Below are 14,807 nucleotides of genomic sequence, written 5' to 3'. Positions count from 1 at the left end.
TTTTCGAATAGTCGCAAAGTATCTGATTGAAGCGAGGAACAGCATATGGCAGAAGGTAATGAACATTCCGGCAAGTCGTTCGGCGGGCGCAAGTCTTACGGGCATGGCGGCTCGGGCCGACCGGGCAATCGCGGAGGCAAGGGATTCAAGCCGCGTGGCAAGAGCGGTTATGGACACCGCGACGGCGACCGCGAAGGCGGCAAGGGCGGATTCGGCGGGCGTAAGTCCTATGGCAAGGGCGGCTACCGCAAGGATCGCGACTTCCATAAGGACGGCGAGCGTCGCGGAGGCTATCGCAAGGATGGCGACTTCCGCAAGGATCGCGACTTCCGTAGGGACGGCGATGGCGAGAACCGCGGTTATCGCAAGGACTTCCGCAGGGACGGCGATTCCCGTGGCGGCTACCGCAAGGATCGCGACTTCCATAAGGACGGCGAGCGTCGCGGAGGCTATCGCAAGGACCGTGACTTCCGCAAGGATCGCGACTTCCATAAGGATCGCGACTTCCATCGTGATGGTGATGGCGAGAAGCGCGAGTTCCGTAAGGATCGCGATTTCCACAAGGACGGCGAGCGTCGCGGAGGCTACCGCGATAATCGTGGCGGCAAGGGCGGCTTCGGCAAGGGCCCGCGCCGTGACGGCGAGCATGGGGGCAATCCGCGCTACCGCCGCGATGACGACCGCCGCAATAATCGCCGCAACGACGAGCATGGCGAGCGTCGCCAGTTCTCCGACGACGAGAAGCGCGAATATCGCGAGCATAAGCGCACCGAATACATGAGCCGTCCGCGCCGCAACTCCGACGGCACGATGAGCTTCCCCTCCCAGAATCCGTATACCGCGCGTCGCCCAGACGAGCCGGTGATGCCGAAGGGCCTTGAATGGTCCATGCTTTCCTCCGACGAGAAGGAACGTCTGCGTGGTCTGGCGAAGGAGCATGCGGAGAACACCGGTCTGCATATTCTTGCGGCCTACACGCTTATCGACGATGATCCCAAGGCGGCCATGGAGCATGCCAAGTGGGTTGCCCGTCAGGCATCCCGCATCGATTTCGCTCGCGAGACGCTGGCATTTGCCGCGTACCGTACCGGCGACTACAAGCTTGCGTTGCGTGAGTTCCGCACCGCCTTCCGTATGAACGGCTTCGCGGACTATCTGCCGTTCATGGCCGATTGCGAGCGTGGCCTGGGCAATCCAAAGAAGGCCATCGAACTGGCGTTGAGCGACGATGCCAAGCTGCTGCGCGGCGAGCCCAAGGCCGAGATGTTCCTGGTATACGCGGGCGCCTTGGGCGATCTGGAGCAGTGGGATAAGGCCATTGCCGTCGTGCATACGCTGGCGCGTTCCAAGGGGCTGTCCGGCGCCTACCGCATGCGCGCCCTGCAGGCCGAGCAGCTCTTCCTGGAGGAGTCCGGACAGAGCGATAAGGCCGAATCGTTGGAAGGCATGATCGAGAAGCTTGAGGATCAGTACGCGGACTTCGATATCGACGAGGATTCCGACGATGTGGTAATCGATCATGACCTGGCGTATATCACCAACGGCGATGACGAGGAAGTGCTCGACAAGCTCGGCATCGACCCCTCCGAAGCACAGTTCGCCCCCGAACCCGAACCGGAAGAGGACGAGACCGAGCTGCCTGCGGACGAGGCCAAGGAAGGCGCGGAATCCGATGAGGAACCCGAGCAGGAGGCTGAACAAGCCGACGGCGAAGCCGAGCAGGACGATGATTCCAAGGCCGAGGAGTCCAAGGATTCCGACGATTCCAAGTCCGAGGAATCCGAACAGGCCGAAGCCGGGGACGTCGACGAGGAGTCGACCGAAAAGTGAGCAAAACCCGTTTTCTTCAGGGAAGCGAACGCACTCTGGCCGAGCGGTACCATCTGGCACTGCTCGACCTTGATGGCGTCGTCTACCGTGGCAAGAACGCCGTGGATCATGCCGCCGATTCCATCCAGCAGGCCGAGCAGGCAGGCATGATGATCGAATACACGACGAACAACTCGTCGCGTTTCCAGCGCATCGTCGCCGATCAGCTTATCGGCTTCGGGCTGAAGGTCGAACCATGGCAGGTTATCACCTCATCCGTGGTCGCCGCCCGCATGGTCGCCAAGGCCGTTCCGGCCGGATCGCGCGTACTGGTGCTGGGCGCCGAACATCTGCGCGAGGAGGTCGAACGCGCAGGACTCGTCATCACCGATGACCCGACCAGCAAGCCGGCTGCCGTCATCCAAGGCTGGTACCCGGACATGACCTGGCAGATGATGGCGAACGTCGCATTCGCCGTGGAAGCGGGAGCCACGTATTTCGTGACCAATCGCGATCTGACCATTCCGCGCGAACTGGGCATCGCGCCAGGCTGTGGCTCCATGATCCAGGCCGTGATCACCGCCACCGGCGTCGAACCGGTCGCGTCCGCAGGCAAGCCCGAATCGTACATGTACGACGAAGCGCGTGAGCTGAACGCCTCGGAAGGCAATGACATGGTGTCCAAAGAGGAGTCCATTGCGGTGGGCGATCGTCTGGACACCGATATCGAGGCCGGCAACCGTGGCGGCTACGATTCGCTCGCCGTACTGACCGGAGTGACGAACCCGCGCGAGCTCATGCTTGCCCCGGCGCATCTGCGCCCGACCTATGTGGCGAAGGATCTGCGTGGATTGAACGAGACCATGCCGCTGCCGACCAGCATCGGCAACGGGTGCTGGGTGTGCGGCAATGCCCGTGCCGCCTACGACAAGGTGGACAATGCGATTCGTGTCGGCGATCCCGCATCCATCAATGCACTGCGTGCGGCGATCTGTCTCGCCTGGCAGCTGCAGGACAACGGCACGGACATGACCTCTGTCGCTCTGCCTGAATTTACGCTATGAGCGAACAGATCAGCGGCAATGAAATCGACCTTGAGGCCGTAGGCGACGATATCGTCAACATGCCCGACCGTCTGGATCTGCTTCTGGTGGAGGCCGGAGTGGTGGGGACGCGTACCAAGGCGCAGAAACTCATCAAGGCCGGCAAGGTCACGGTGAACGGCGAGACGGTGACCAAGCCGGCATACGCCGTGGGCGCGTTGGGGCATGCCCGTATCCGCGTGGACAAGGGCGAGGATTATGTGTCCCGTGGCGCCTACAAGCTCGTCGGGGCGTTCGAGGCGTTCCATGAGCAGGGACTAGCGGAACCGAAGGGTCTGCAATGTCTTGACATCGGCGCCTCCACCGGAGGCTTCTGCGACGTGCTGCTGCGTAGGGGAGCAGGTCGTGTCGTCGCTTTGGATGTCGGCCACGGCCAGCTTGATCCGCGCATTGCCACAGATCCGCGCATCATCGAAATGAGCGGCGTGAACATTCGGGACGTGTTCGCGGACGATCTGCCGTTCAGGCCGCAGATGATCGTTTCCGACGTGTCGTTCATCTCCCTGACCTACGTGATTCCCGTTATCGCGCGTATTGCGGCACCTGGAGCCGCCGTGGTGCTGCTGGTGAAACCGCAGTTCGAGGTCGGCCGCGATGGGCTCGGCAAGAACGGGATCGTGGAAAGCGAGGAGTTGCGGCGCAAGGCTCTGCACGATGTTATGGACTGCGCCAGGCGTGAAGGGCTGAACGTGGTGGCCACCGCGCCATCGCCGATCGAAGGCACGCATGGCAACGCCGAATGGCTGTTGTATGCCCGTACCGCGCAGGCGTGACGCCTCCTGTCAGGTGCGTGTACGGCCGTGACAGGCTTGCGACCATAACGAAGGCCGGTTCCACGAGGAGCATTGTGGAACCGGCCTTCGTGATATATGGATTCAGAGCATTGCGTCAGGATGCCAGGAACTTGTCGATCTGGCTCTGTCTGCCGGCGATGATGAGTTCGTCGTTGCGGCGCATTACCGTATCGTTTTCGCCATACTGGAATTCACGGCCCGGCGATTTCACACCGACCACCACAATGCCGTACTTGTCGTGGATTTCGGCTTCCGCGATCGTCTTGCCCGCCAGACGTTGCGGCGTATGCACCTTCACTACCGTGTGCATGCCTTCGATCTCGATGTAATCCAGGTAGTTGCCCGACACCAGATGCCCGATACGCTTGCCGGCGTCGCTTTCGGCATTGATGACGTGGCGTGCGCCGATACGGCGCAGAATACGCGCATGCTGAATCGAGACGGACTTCGCCCACAGGTCGGTGATACCGGCGTCCAGCAGGTTGCCAGCCGTGATCACGGAAGCCTCGATGCTGTCACCGATCGCCACCACCGCGGTATCGAATTGCGAGGCGTCGATGCGTTCGATCGCCATCACATCGGTCATATCCGCTTGCACCACCGGGATCTGCGACGACCAGCGTGCCACGATCTCCGGGTCCTTGTCGACGGCGAGCACATCCTGCTCCATCTCGTTGAGCGTGGAGGCCACGGAACTGCCGAATCTGCCCAGTCCGACGACGAGTACGCTTTTGGTGCCCTTCTTACGTGCCATATGTGCTCCTTGAATGTGTTGCAGCCCCAAGTGTACGCCGAACCGGCATGCTGGGGGCTGTCGTCGGCCATGCGGATGCCATGGCGACTCTTGCCCGGCCGGCATGAATGGGAAATCAGCCGACGATGACGTTCTCCTGCGGGTATCGGATCGGTTCCGGCGCCAGTGGGCGGCTGATGGAATAGGCGATGGTCATGGGGCCGAGTCTGCCGATGATCATCGTGGCGGCGAGAATGAATTGCGAGGCCGGATTGCCCGCGCTGACCACGCCCACGGAGTAGCCGCCAAGGCTGAACGCCGAGCATGTCTCGAATACCGCATCGCCCAGCGAACAATCGGTGACGAACATCAGCGCCATCGAAGCAATCGCCACCAGGGACAGACAGGATGTGGTGACGGAAATGGCGGTCATCTGAATCCTGCGGGGAATGCGCCTGCGGAATACGGTGACGTCACGATGCCCGGTGAATGCCGCGCCGCAGATCAGCATGATCACCGCGAAGGTGGTCACTCGGATGCCGCCTCCCGTCGATGAGGATCCTGCGCCGATGAACATGATGATGCTCATGAACAGCTTGCTTTCGGAGCTCACGCCCGGCACCCAGGAGATGTCGAAACCCGCGGAGCGGGGCATTACGGCGGCCACCATGGCTCTACGGAACTTCAACGACAGATCGTCGTCGGGGAACAGGTTGACGTTATGCCATTCGACGATAAGGAACCACACCAGCGAGGCGGCCACCAGAATCGCGGTGGTGACCAACGTGAGTTTGGTGTGCAGCGACCAATGCCTGGGACTTTGACGTTTGCGCGCGCACTGCACCACGTTCAGCACCACGGGGAAGCCGAGCGTGCCGATGAATGCGCTGATGAGGATCGGCAGGCCCACACCCCAGTTGGATACGTACAGACCCGAGGTGTCGGGGGTGAAGCCGGTGTTGTTGTATGCGGAAACGGCGTAGAAGATCGCCTGCCACAGGGTGCGGCCGGCGTCGTTCTCGTTGTTGACGCGGAGCAGTTCGGGCAGCAACAGGGTGAAGGTCAGTGCCTCGGTGATGGCCGTGATGGTAAGCACCACGGTGATGACGCTTTTGATCTCGGAAAGCTTGTTCGTGCCGAGTTCGTTGGCGGTGAGCATGCGCTGCGACACCCTGAGCCGACGGCTGATGCCGAGCGCCACGATCGAAGCGAAGGTCATGACGCCGAGACCGCCGAGCTGGATGGAGAACAGGATCACGATCTGCCCGAAGAACGACCAGTAGGTGTTGGTGTTCACGACCTGGATGCCGCAGGTGGACAATGCCGATACGGCGGTGAAGAAGGCGACGGGGAAGCTGGTGATCTCACCGGTCTGCGTGGCGAACGGCAGCAGCAGCAGCGCTGTGGCGATCACGATAAGGGCCATGAAGTACATGATGGACAGTCGCCCGGGATGGCTGAACAGGTGGTCGGTGAGACTGACCCTGCGTATGCGCCTAGCCGGCGAGCTGCTTTTGGACTTGCCCGTGCGAAGCCTCGACAGAGTGATCTTGAAGCGATGCTCCGCCTCAACGGGTTCATCAAGGTCACGTGCCACAGAACCCTCCTAACGTTTCGCATACATGATCTTCCGCCGTATGACATTCTAGTCCGGCGGCGGTCGGGCCGCTCACACGGTGACGAGACAAGACCTGGCGGTTTGAACAAACGATTAGGATAGTGCATAGTGTGACCGAATGCGCTGATATAGGCGGCAAACGGATATCGAACGGATACCGAACAGGTATCGAACGGATGGAGAGCATCGTATGGCAAGACGCAATGCTGTGGTGGTGACGCATAGTCGGTTGCGGCAAAGCGGCACGGTGGTCGGCGAGGCCGTGGGCCAACTGCAGTCGGCCGGATTCAAGGTCACGATCATCGATAACGTCGACCCGCCGGCATTCGGCACGCCATCCCAGCGCGTGAACGACGACACCGAAATCGTGGTCGTGCTTGGCGGCGACGGCACGATTCTGCGCGCAGCCGAACTGGTGCATTGCTCGGAAGTGCCGATTCTCGGCGTGAATCTGGGGCATGTGGGCTTTCTGGCCGAATTTGAAAGCTTCCAGATGAGCGACGCGATCCGCCGTGTCGCCGATCACGACTATCTGATCGACGAGCGCATGATCGCCCACGTGGACGTGTGGTTGCCGGGCGCCAGCGAGCCGATCGAGGACTGGGCCTTGAACGACATCACGTTGGAACGCGAGACACGCGGCAAGATGGTGGAGCTGTCCATCCGTGTGGACGATGTGGAGATGAGCTCCTTCGGCGCGGACGGCGTGATCGTATCCACGCCCACCGGTTCCACCGCCTACGCCTTCTCGGCAGGCGGACCGATCATCTGGCCCAACGTGCAGGCGTTGCAATTAACGCCTCTGGCCGCGCATGCACTGTTCGCCCGCCCGCTGATCATCGGCGCGGATTCCACGTTCACCCTCGATATTCTCGACAGTTCCGTCTCCGACGGGTGGATTTGCTGCGATGGCCGTCGCCAGCGCTCGCTGCCCAAAGGCACACGTGTCGAAGTCAGAGCCTCCCACGACACCCTGCGATTGGCGCGGCTCTCCGGCGTGCCATTCACCAACCGGCTGGTCAGCAAATTCGATCTTCCGGTGGTCGGCTGGCGCGAACACGCGAATCGCAGCAGGTCGGCGCACGGTGAAGCGACGGCCAATGATGGCCAACACGGTGGGCAGAACGGTTGCGACACTGCGAACGCCAGGAGGAATGGCCGCTGATGCTGGAAGAGCTTTCCGTACGTAACCTCGGGCCAATCCGTGACGCGCAGATTGCGCCGGCACCCGGATTCACGGCCATAACCGGCGAAACCGGTGCAGGAAAGTCCATGCTGCTCTCTGCCATACGGCTGATTTCCGGTGGCGCGGCATCCGGGTCGCGCGTGTCGGCAGGGGCAGGCGAAGCGTGGGCGCAAGGCGTGTTCTGCGTGCCCGGCGATTCCGATCTCTCCGGCACCGCGAACGCCGTAGGGACGCTTAGTCCAGCCGGCAAGGCCGTGCAGTATGCCGAGGAGGCCGGCGTCACACCGGAAGACGGCGAACTGTTCCTCTCCCGCGTCGTGCCGGCATCGGGGCGTTCGCGTGCCGTACTCGGCGGCAAGACCGTGCCACGCTCCGTATTGGAAAGCGTGGCAGGAGAGCTCATCACCGTGCACGGGCAAAGCGAACAGCTGCGTATCGCATCCGCGGCCAAACAACGTGAATTCCTCGACATGGCCGCCGGCGACGACGCCCAGCTGGCCGCATACCGCCATGCGTGGGATGAGCTGACCGCCATGGACGAGCGTCTGGCGAAACTGCGTTCGCAGGAGGCCTCCGCACGCCAGCAGGCCGATTATCTGCGCGAATCCATCGCACGCATCGACCAGGTCGACCCACAGCCGGGCGAGGATGCCGAATTGAAGGAACGTCGCGATCGCATCGAGAACGCCGCTGCGATCAGCCAGGGCGTATCATCCGCATTGGCAGTGCTGGACGCCTCGCAGATGAGCGAAGGATCGGATGCGGCCTCGGCCGTCGATTTGGTGAACCGCGCGGCACAGGCATTGCACGGCATCCAGGTCGGCGGCGTGTTCGCCGAGCAGGCGTCGCGATTGGAATCCATTGCGGCCGATCTTGCCGACGTGGTGTTCGCGCTTGTCCAGGAGCTGGACGGTGAGGGTAGCGTAGAGGATCTGGATCGGCTTAACGGGCGCATCCACGAACTGAATGAGCTGATGCGCCGGTGGGGGCCGGAATTGTCCGATGTGATCGCATGGCGAGACAAAGCCGTTTTCGAAGTCGAGGATCTGGATGCTTCCCCCGAGAAGGTGGCGCAGTTGGAATCCGAACGTGAACAGCTCTACCAACGGGCTGTCCATGCGGCCGAAGCATTGCATGAGGTGCGGGTGCAGGCCGCGGGCGATCTGGGGGTGCATGTCAGCGAGGAACTTGGATCGTTGGCTATGGGCGGCGCCTCGTTGCGTATTCGCGTGGCCGAACATGATGGCGGCGACAGCCCCACAGGTTCGCTCGGACCCTATGGCGGCGACGACATCGAATTCCTGTTCACGCCGTTTCCCGGCTCGCCCGAACTGCCGATGGGCAAAAGCGCGTCCGGCGGTGAGCTCAGCCGTTTGATGCTCGCCTTGGAGCTTGTCGCCGCCGAACAACGTGGCAGCGCCGAAGGCATGACGTTCATCTTCGACGAAGTCGACGCCGGTGTGGGAGGCAAGGCGGCAGTGGAGCTCGGTCACCGACTGGCCCGTCTCGCCGAAAGCGCGCAGGTGATCGTCGTAACACATCTGCCGCAGGTCGCCTCCTGGGCGGACAAGCAGTTCGTGGTCGCCAAAACGCAGCAGACGGATGGCGGCATGACCGAAACCATCGTCACCGAGGTGACCGGCGAGGCACGTACCGGTGAGATCGCACGCATGCTATCCGGTAATGCCACCGAAACGTCCCTTGAACACGCCAGGGAGCTTCTGGCCGAATCCACGCTTTGAGCCATGCGGAGGCATCGAATCGCCGATAATCCGCACGGCTCGACCCCGAACGCACGAATCCGCCGACCAGATCGGTCATCAGCAGGCAGGTACACATGACCAACATCCCCTCAACCATTGCCCCCGCATCGGGCAGCGCTCCGGCCACCCACTCGTCCAGCTCCATGCCGAAGGCGGCGATCTTCGATCTTGACGGCACACTGCTCGACTCCATGGGCGTATGGGATCAGATCGACATGGACTTCCTCGCCAGACGAGGCTTCGAGGTGCCAGCCGATTACGTGCCCACCATCAGCGCCATGCCGTTCGAACAGGTCGCGGCGTACACCATCGAGCGCTTCCGCCTGAACGAGACCCCCGAAGCGGTGATGGCCGAATGGGACGATATGGCGCACGAGGCGTACGCCACCATGGTCGAATCCAAGCCGGGCGCTGTGGAATACCTCACCTATCTGCACGATGCCGGCGTGAAACTGGGTGTGGCGACATCGCTGACTCCGTCGCTGCGTGAACCTGCCATGAAGCATGTGGGCATCTTCGACTTCTTCACCACCATCACCTCGGTGGATGACGTACACGGCATAGGCAAGGACCAGCCGGACGTATATCTGCTCGCGGCATCCAGATTGGGTGCCGAACCATGCGAATGCGTGGTGTTCGAAGACATTCTGCCGGGCATTCGATCGGCGAAATCCGTGGGCATGCGCGTGTGGGCCATGCACGACGATTCGTCGGACGCGGATTGGGCGCGTATCTGCGCACTGGCGGACGGTGTGATGTTCGACTTCCACGACGCACCTCGTTTCCTATAACGCGCATGCGCAGCGCGCGGTGGCGCAGCCAGTCGGCGCATATCGCCATAATGAAATCCGCAAATTGCAGGGGAACCCGCGCGTCGGCGCATATTGCAACGCGCACGCGGGTTGAGAAAGGCATACAGCCTGACCCTTAGAACCTGATGGTTAATACCAGCGTAGGGAGGCAACACCATGGCAAGCATGGCATCCGATACCCGTACATACGATTTCGCATTCGATAGCGGCTTCGATCCCGCCAGAGGGATCCGTCTCGACAACCTGCCGCCGTTCGCCCGCAGACTGCGCACCGCCGCCGATATGGTTTGGGAGGACGGCTACAACCAGCCGTTCCTGCGTGAACTCGGCGCCGGCACGCTCGCACAGGAACGGTTTGCCTTCTACCTGTTGCAGGACTACCGTTATCTCGCCGATTACGCTAAAGTGCACGCGCTGGCATTGACCAAGACCCGCGACCCCGAGGTCATGCGTTTCATGGCCGATGTGCAGAACACCATCTTCAACGTGGAATCCTCCGTGCATCGCACATACATGGCCGGATTCGGCGTGAACGAAAACGAAATGAACAATGCGCGCCAATCCGCATTCGCCCGCGCCTACACGTCCAACATCCTCGCAATCGCCTATGGCGGCGACCTGCTGGACATTCTCGTGGCCGTGCTGCCATGCGCCTGGGTGTATGCGGATTACGGCCAGCGACTCGCCAGGGAGTTCGCCGATACGCTGGAATCCAACCCGTTCCGCAGCTGGATCGACATGTACAAGACCGAGGAGTTCTGGAGCAGCTCCGTGTGGCTGATCGAACATATCGAGCACATGGTCCAGGGATTAGGCGAAAACCGTTTGCACGAGCTTGAGGAGATCTTCTGCAACGGCGTGCAGAACGAATACATGTTCTGGTCGAGCGCCTACGACATGCAGTATTCCTGGAAGCCGCAGTGGGACGAGGCCCGCTGAGACTGGCGTTTGTGATTGTTGGGGCGCTGCGTCTCATTTTCATGTACCCGCAGCATTCCATGCCGTTTCGCGACGCGACGGAATCGCTGTACCGGGATAGGGAAGACTCGACGGTCGTACGTTGATGGTCAGAACCGCAACCGCATCTGATGCCATACAACGTTGCCATGCGTGGATTCGGATATGCCCTCGTCCACATACCCCAAACGCGCATAGAAGCCGACAAGCCGATCCTTGCACGTCAACACCAGTCCTGCGCGTCCGGCCTGCCGTGCGTCTTCGATCACCCGCCGCATCAACGCGCTGGCATAACCGCAATGCCGGTATTCGGGTGCGGTGTCCACGCCGAAGACCATCTGCCAGGCGCCATGCGGATCATGCTGGGCGGCATCCGCGTACATATCGTCGCTCAGATCGGGGGAGTCGGTGACGAATCCATTGATGAACGCAACCAGTCGCCCGTCAACGGTGGCGGCGCGTGCAGCCGTTGCCTTGGCATCGTCAGCTGCGTCGTCGATCATCAGCCAGAAGCAATCGGGGTACACCATCAGACGTTCGCGCAACGCATCGGCGCTCGCAGCCTCGACGGCGGGGAAACAGGCGGCTTCGACCGCCGCGATTGCCGGCAGATCGTTCAAGGTGGCATGGCGGATCAGCATGCTGATGGCCTTTCAATATCGATGATTTTCAACTGATGATTGTCCGTTGACGGCGCAAACCGGCGGATGGTCGAGTAATGGTGGGATGAGCGATGATCAACGGCACGGCGTCTCCCTGTCGGTTCAGCCGCGTTTCGACCCCTGCCGGCTGATGCCACCCTTATGCCCGGTCGCCTTGAACGGCATCGCCGACCTGCCGCGCACGCCGGATGCCGCGTTCCTGCCGAAACCGCCCGGCTGTCGGCGCAGTCGTATCGTCGATGGATCGGGCCAGTTCTTCTTTGCATTCGTCATGCGATCGATGCTAGTCGTTGGGGTGTCTTCAAGTGCCGAAACGTCCGGCGGCACTATGGGCGTCGCACGCGAGCGGGCATACCAGCGGGAACGCCAAGGCAACCGCTGCGCGCCTATCCGCGCCCGTGGATCATATGTGCAAAGCTCACGTAGACGATCCACGCAAGTGGAATCGTGACCATGAACACCGGGTAGAACCATGCGATCGGCAGATGTCCATAGAATACGCCGGCCAGCATCGGACCCAACGCCATGCCCAAATCGATGCCCATGTAATAGGTGCTGTTCGCCATGCCGCTGCGTTCCCGTCCGGCGATCACCACGGCCTGCGCCTGCGTCACCGAACTGAGCAGGCCATAGCTGCCGGCCATGCCGATGCCCGCGACCAGCAGGTACCAGTCGTTCGTCATGCCGGTCAGAAACGCCAGCGCGCCCAGCATCATGATCGAGCATACGATCAGCCAGAACCGGAAGCCCTTGCTGTCGAACAGGTCCTTCAACGTCAGGCGCAGGATGAGCAGCGCCACCGCGTAGTATACGAAGAACAGGTCGGAGGAGGCGGCAAGATGCCGCGCGGCGATGTAGTCGACGAGGAACGACTGGTTCGCGAAATAGGGGACGGCGAACATCATGAACACCACGACCAGCGGAATCGCACGCGGCTCAACCAGACTGCTCAAACGCAAACGATGTGATGCGTGCGGTGTCTTCCGCGGTGCCATGGCCGAGCTCGGTTCCCCGTCTGGAGCGTTCGTCCTTCTTCTTGCCGGTGCACCGCCGTTGCGAACCAGCATCACCACGATCAGCGTGAGCACGTTCATCGCCAATGATGCGATGAACGTCAGATGATAGCCGACCAGCTGATGCAGCCGTATGCCGAGCGCCGGGCCGACCGCAATGGCCAGCGCGTTCACAATGCCGTACAATCCCATGCCCGCGCCCATATGGCGGATAGGCAGCAGCAGCGACACCCATGTCGCCAGGCATACCGAGCCGCAGGCGAAGCCAAGCCCGTTGACGATGCGTGCGGCGATGAGCATGCCGGTGGAATCCGCCCAGCAGTACAGGATTCCGGCCACGATGTACAGCGTGGTGCCGGTCGCCACCAGCAGCCGTTTGCTCACCAGATCCGACAGATTGCCGGCGATCGGTCTGCAGAACAACGATACGAAGCTCATCACGCCGGCGATGACGCCCATCAGCGCGCCGGTTGCGCCCAGGGTCTCGCCGTACCCGGCGACGATCGGCGTGATGGTCATATTGCTTGCCATGAAGAAGAAGGTCGCCAGCATGACCAGCGCCACGTCACGGGTGATGAGTCGGTCCTTCGGTGCCTTGCCTGGTGATTTGCCGTTGCCGTGATTGTCTGCTGGGATTGTCTGTTGCGTGGGTGCTGCCATGATTGTACGGGTTGCCTCCGGGAACGTACTGTATATGCCGACCGGGAACAATAGAAAATCGGCCGCCCGTATTACGCGGGTGGCCGATGTGTGGATTATGCCGGTATGACGGTGGTGTGCTGTGGAATCACAGCGTCTTGGCCGCGTGCTCCACGAAGTCCTCCATACCGTCGACCTCCACCACGTTGTCGAATCGCACGTCGGCGTTCTCCAGGCCGCGCAGTGCGGCGGGGGCGGTGGTGCCGGTCGCCTCGGCAAGCACGTCCATGCATGCGAAGTCGGTGCCGGTGGCGTCGAGGCCCAGGGACTCGTTCACCACGCGTGGGAACTTGTAGGGGCTTGCGGTGGCGAGCAGTACGCGCGGGGTCAGCGGGTCGCGCGGCATCTGCTGCATGACGAAGTAGCCGCAGGCGGTGTGCGGGTCGATCACGTAATGGTTCTTGTTCCAGCAGTCGGCGATCATTTCGCGCACCTGGTTCTCATCGGCCCAGCCGGTGCCGAAGATCTGACGGATCTTGGCGAGCATGCCGCTCGGAATCTCGTAGGCTCCCCACTGCTTGAGGTCGTTCATCAGCATGGAGATGAGACGAGCGTCCTTGTCGGACATGTAGTACAGCATGCGTTCCAGGTTGGAGGAGACCAGAATATCCATCGACGGGCTGATGGTCTGGAAGAACGGGCGCTGACGGTTGTAGGTGCCGGTGGTCAGGAAGTCGAACAGTACGTTGTTCTTGTCGGATGCGACGACCAGATGCTTGACCGGCAGGCCGAGCAGCTTGGCGTAGTAGCCGGCGAGAATGTCGCCGAAGTTGCCGGTCGGCACCACGAACTCGACTTCGTCGCCCACGTTGATGACCTGCTGCTCGAGCAGCTGCGCGTAGGCGGAGAAGTAGTACACGACCTGCGGCACCAGACGGCCCACGTTGATGGAGTTCGCGGAGGACAGCACCACGTGGGAGTCCTTCGCCAGGCGTGCGGCGAGCTTCTTGTCGCCGAAGATGCGCTTGACCGCGGACTGGGCGTCGTCGAAGTTGCCCTTGACCGCGCACACGTTCACGTTGGAACCGGCCTGCGTGGTCATCTGCAGTTCCTGCACCTGGCTGACCTTGCCTTCGGGGTAGAAGACGGTGATGCCGGTGCCGGCCGCATCCGCAAATCCTGCGAGGGCGGCCTTGCCGGTGTCTCCGGATGTGGCGGTGACGATCATGATCTTCTCGTTGTCGTCGCCGTCGGCCGGGGCGGTGCGTGCCATGAAGCGGGGGAGGATCTGGAGCGCGACATCCTTGAATGCGGAGGTCGGGCCGTTGAACAGTTCCATCACGTAGTCGTCGCCAAGCGGCTTGACCGGGGTGATCTTCTCATCGGCCCACTGTTCGCCGTATGCTTCGGCGATGCACTGGGCAAGCTCCTCTTCGGTGAAGTCGGGCAGCAATGCGCCGAGTACGCGCTGGGCGATGGCCTGGTAGGACATGCCGGCAAGATCGTCGATGGAGACCTTGGTTTCGCCGAGCTGATCGGAGACGAACAGACCGCCGTCGTCGGCGAGTCCGAGGCGAATGGCCTGCTTGGAAGTGAGTGAATCGGTGGTGCTTCGTGTGGAATGGAACGTGGTCACAATAATCCTTACGGTTAAGAATCTTTGACGTTGAGGTTCAACAGCCGTAAGTTTACCGACAGCCGTAGGCAGCGCGGGCCCG

13 protein-coding genes and 1 riboswitch are annotated in these 14,807 nt (G+C 61.7%); of the genes, 7 read left to right on the top strand and 6 right to left on the bottom strand.

Annotation, left to right across the window (positions count from 1 at the left end; translation table 11 throughout):
• Positions 1-45: 45 nt before the first annotated feature.
• The 3 genes from BBAG_RS05530 to BBAG_RS05520 are packed head-to-tail and all read left to right on the top strand — an operon-like array spanning position 46 to position 3,685.
• Positions 46-1,830, top strand: coding sequence for a hypothetical protein (locus BBAG_RS05530; RefSeq protein ID WP_033508411.1), 1,785 nt, complete (start codon positions 46-48; stop codon positions 1,828-1,830).
• A complete protein-coding gene (locus tag BBAG_RS05525) occupies positions 1,827-2,873 on the top strand; it encodes an HAD-IIA family hydrolase (protein ID WP_003826854.1) in 1,047 nt (348 codons plus the stop codon). Before BBAG_RS05530 ends, BBAG_RS05525 begins: the two co-directional genes overlap by 4 nt.
• A 59-nt stretch (positions 2,874-2,932) precedes the next feature.
• Positions 2,933-3,685, top strand: a complete 753-nt coding sequence (locus BBAG_RS05520; RefSeq protein WP_033508495.1) for a TlyA family RNA methyltransferase — start codon at positions 2,933-2,935, stop codon at positions 3,683-3,685.
• Positions 3,686-3,800: 115 nt separating this feature from the next.
• On the opposite strand, the gene BBAG_RS05515 is transcribed toward BBAG_RS05520, so the two are convergent.
• Complete coding sequence (locus BBAG_RS05515) at positions 3,801-4,460, bottom strand: potassium channel family protein (protein ID WP_003826852.1); 660 nt, start codon at positions 4,458-4,460, stop codon at positions 3,801-3,803.
• Positions 4,461-4,575: 115 nt separating this feature from the next.
• Positions 4,576-5,874, bottom strand: a complete 1,299-nt coding sequence (locus tag BBAG_RS05510; protein ID WP_152595305.1) for a TrkH family potassium uptake protein — start codon at positions 5,872-5,874, stop codon at positions 4,576-4,578.
• 373 nt (positions 5,875-6,247) lie between these two features.
• On the opposite strand from BBAG_RS05510, the gene BBAG_RS05505 reads away from it, so the two are divergent.
• The 4 genes from BBAG_RS05505 to tenA all read left to right on the top strand — a co-directional run bounded on the left by BBAG_RS05505 (position 6,248) and on the right by tenA (position 10,757).
• Complete coding sequence (locus BBAG_RS05505; protein WP_003826850.1) at positions 6,248-7,222, top strand: NAD kinase; 975 nt, start codon at positions 6,248-6,250, stop codon at positions 7,220-7,222.
• The gene (gene recN, locus BBAG_RS05500; protein ID WP_003826849.1) at positions 7,222-8,985 is read left to right on the top strand and encodes a DNA repair protein RecN; all 1,764 of its coding nucleotides are present in this window, start codon (positions 7,222-7,224) and stop codon (positions 8,983-8,985) included. Before BBAG_RS05505 ends, recN begins: the two co-directional genes overlap by 1 nt.
• Positions 8,986-9,149: 164 nt before the next feature.
• Entirely contained in the window at positions 9,150-9,797 is a 648-nt protein-coding gene (locus BBAG_RS05495; protein ID WP_003826848.1) for an HAD family hydrolase, read from the top strand.
• Positions 9,798-9,855: 58 nt separating this feature from the next.
• A riboswitch (TPP riboswitch) is annotated at positions 9,856-9,983 on the top strand.
• Complete coding sequence (gene tenA / locus BBAG_RS05490) at positions 9,975-10,757, top strand: thiaminase II (protein WP_003826847.1); 783 nt, start codon at positions 9,975-9,977, stop codon at positions 10,755-10,757. Its footprint overlaps the riboswitch before it by 9 nt.
• A gap of 128 nt (positions 10,758-10,885) precedes the next feature.
• On the opposite strand, the gene BBAG_RS05485 is transcribed toward tenA, so the two are convergent.
• The 4 genes from BBAG_RS05485 to thrC form a co-directional block, all read right to left on the bottom strand.
• On the bottom strand, positions 10,886-11,416 hold the full coding sequence (locus BBAG_RS05485; protein WP_003826846.1) for a GNAT family N-acetyltransferase: 531 nt from the start codon (positions 11,414-11,416) through the stop codon (positions 10,886-10,888).
• A 123-nt stretch (positions 11,417-11,539) separates the two neighbouring features.
• Positions 11,540-11,710: a hypothetical protein gene (locus BBAG_RS08505; protein ID WP_003826845.1), complete on the bottom strand. Its 171-nt coding sequence runs from the start codon at positions 11,708-11,710 to the stop codon at positions 11,540-11,542.
• A 113-nt stretch (positions 11,711-11,823) separates the two neighbouring features.
• Positions 11,824-13,110, bottom strand: coding sequence for an MFS transporter (locus BBAG_RS05480; RefSeq protein ID WP_003826844.1), 1,287 nt, complete (start codon positions 13,108-13,110; stop codon positions 11,824-11,826).
• A 127-nt stretch (positions 13,111-13,237) separates the two neighbouring features.
• Positions 13,238-14,728 (bottom strand): threonine synthase, encoded by a 1,491-nt coding sequence (gene thrC, locus BBAG_RS05475; RefSeq protein WP_193352292.1) that lies wholly within the window; start codon positions 14,726-14,728, stop codon positions 13,238-13,240.
• Positions 14,729-14,807 lie beyond the last annotated feature (79 nt).

The sequence above is a fragment of the Bifidobacterium angulatum DSM 20098 = JCM 7096 genome (genome assembly GCF_001025155.1).
GTDB classification, from domain to species: Bacteria; Actinomycetota; Actinomycetes; order Actinomycetales; family Bifidobacteriaceae; genus Bifidobacterium; species Bifidobacterium angulatum.
Note: the sequence above shows the minus strand (reverse complement) of the source record. Positions and strands in the feature narration are given on the sequence as shown.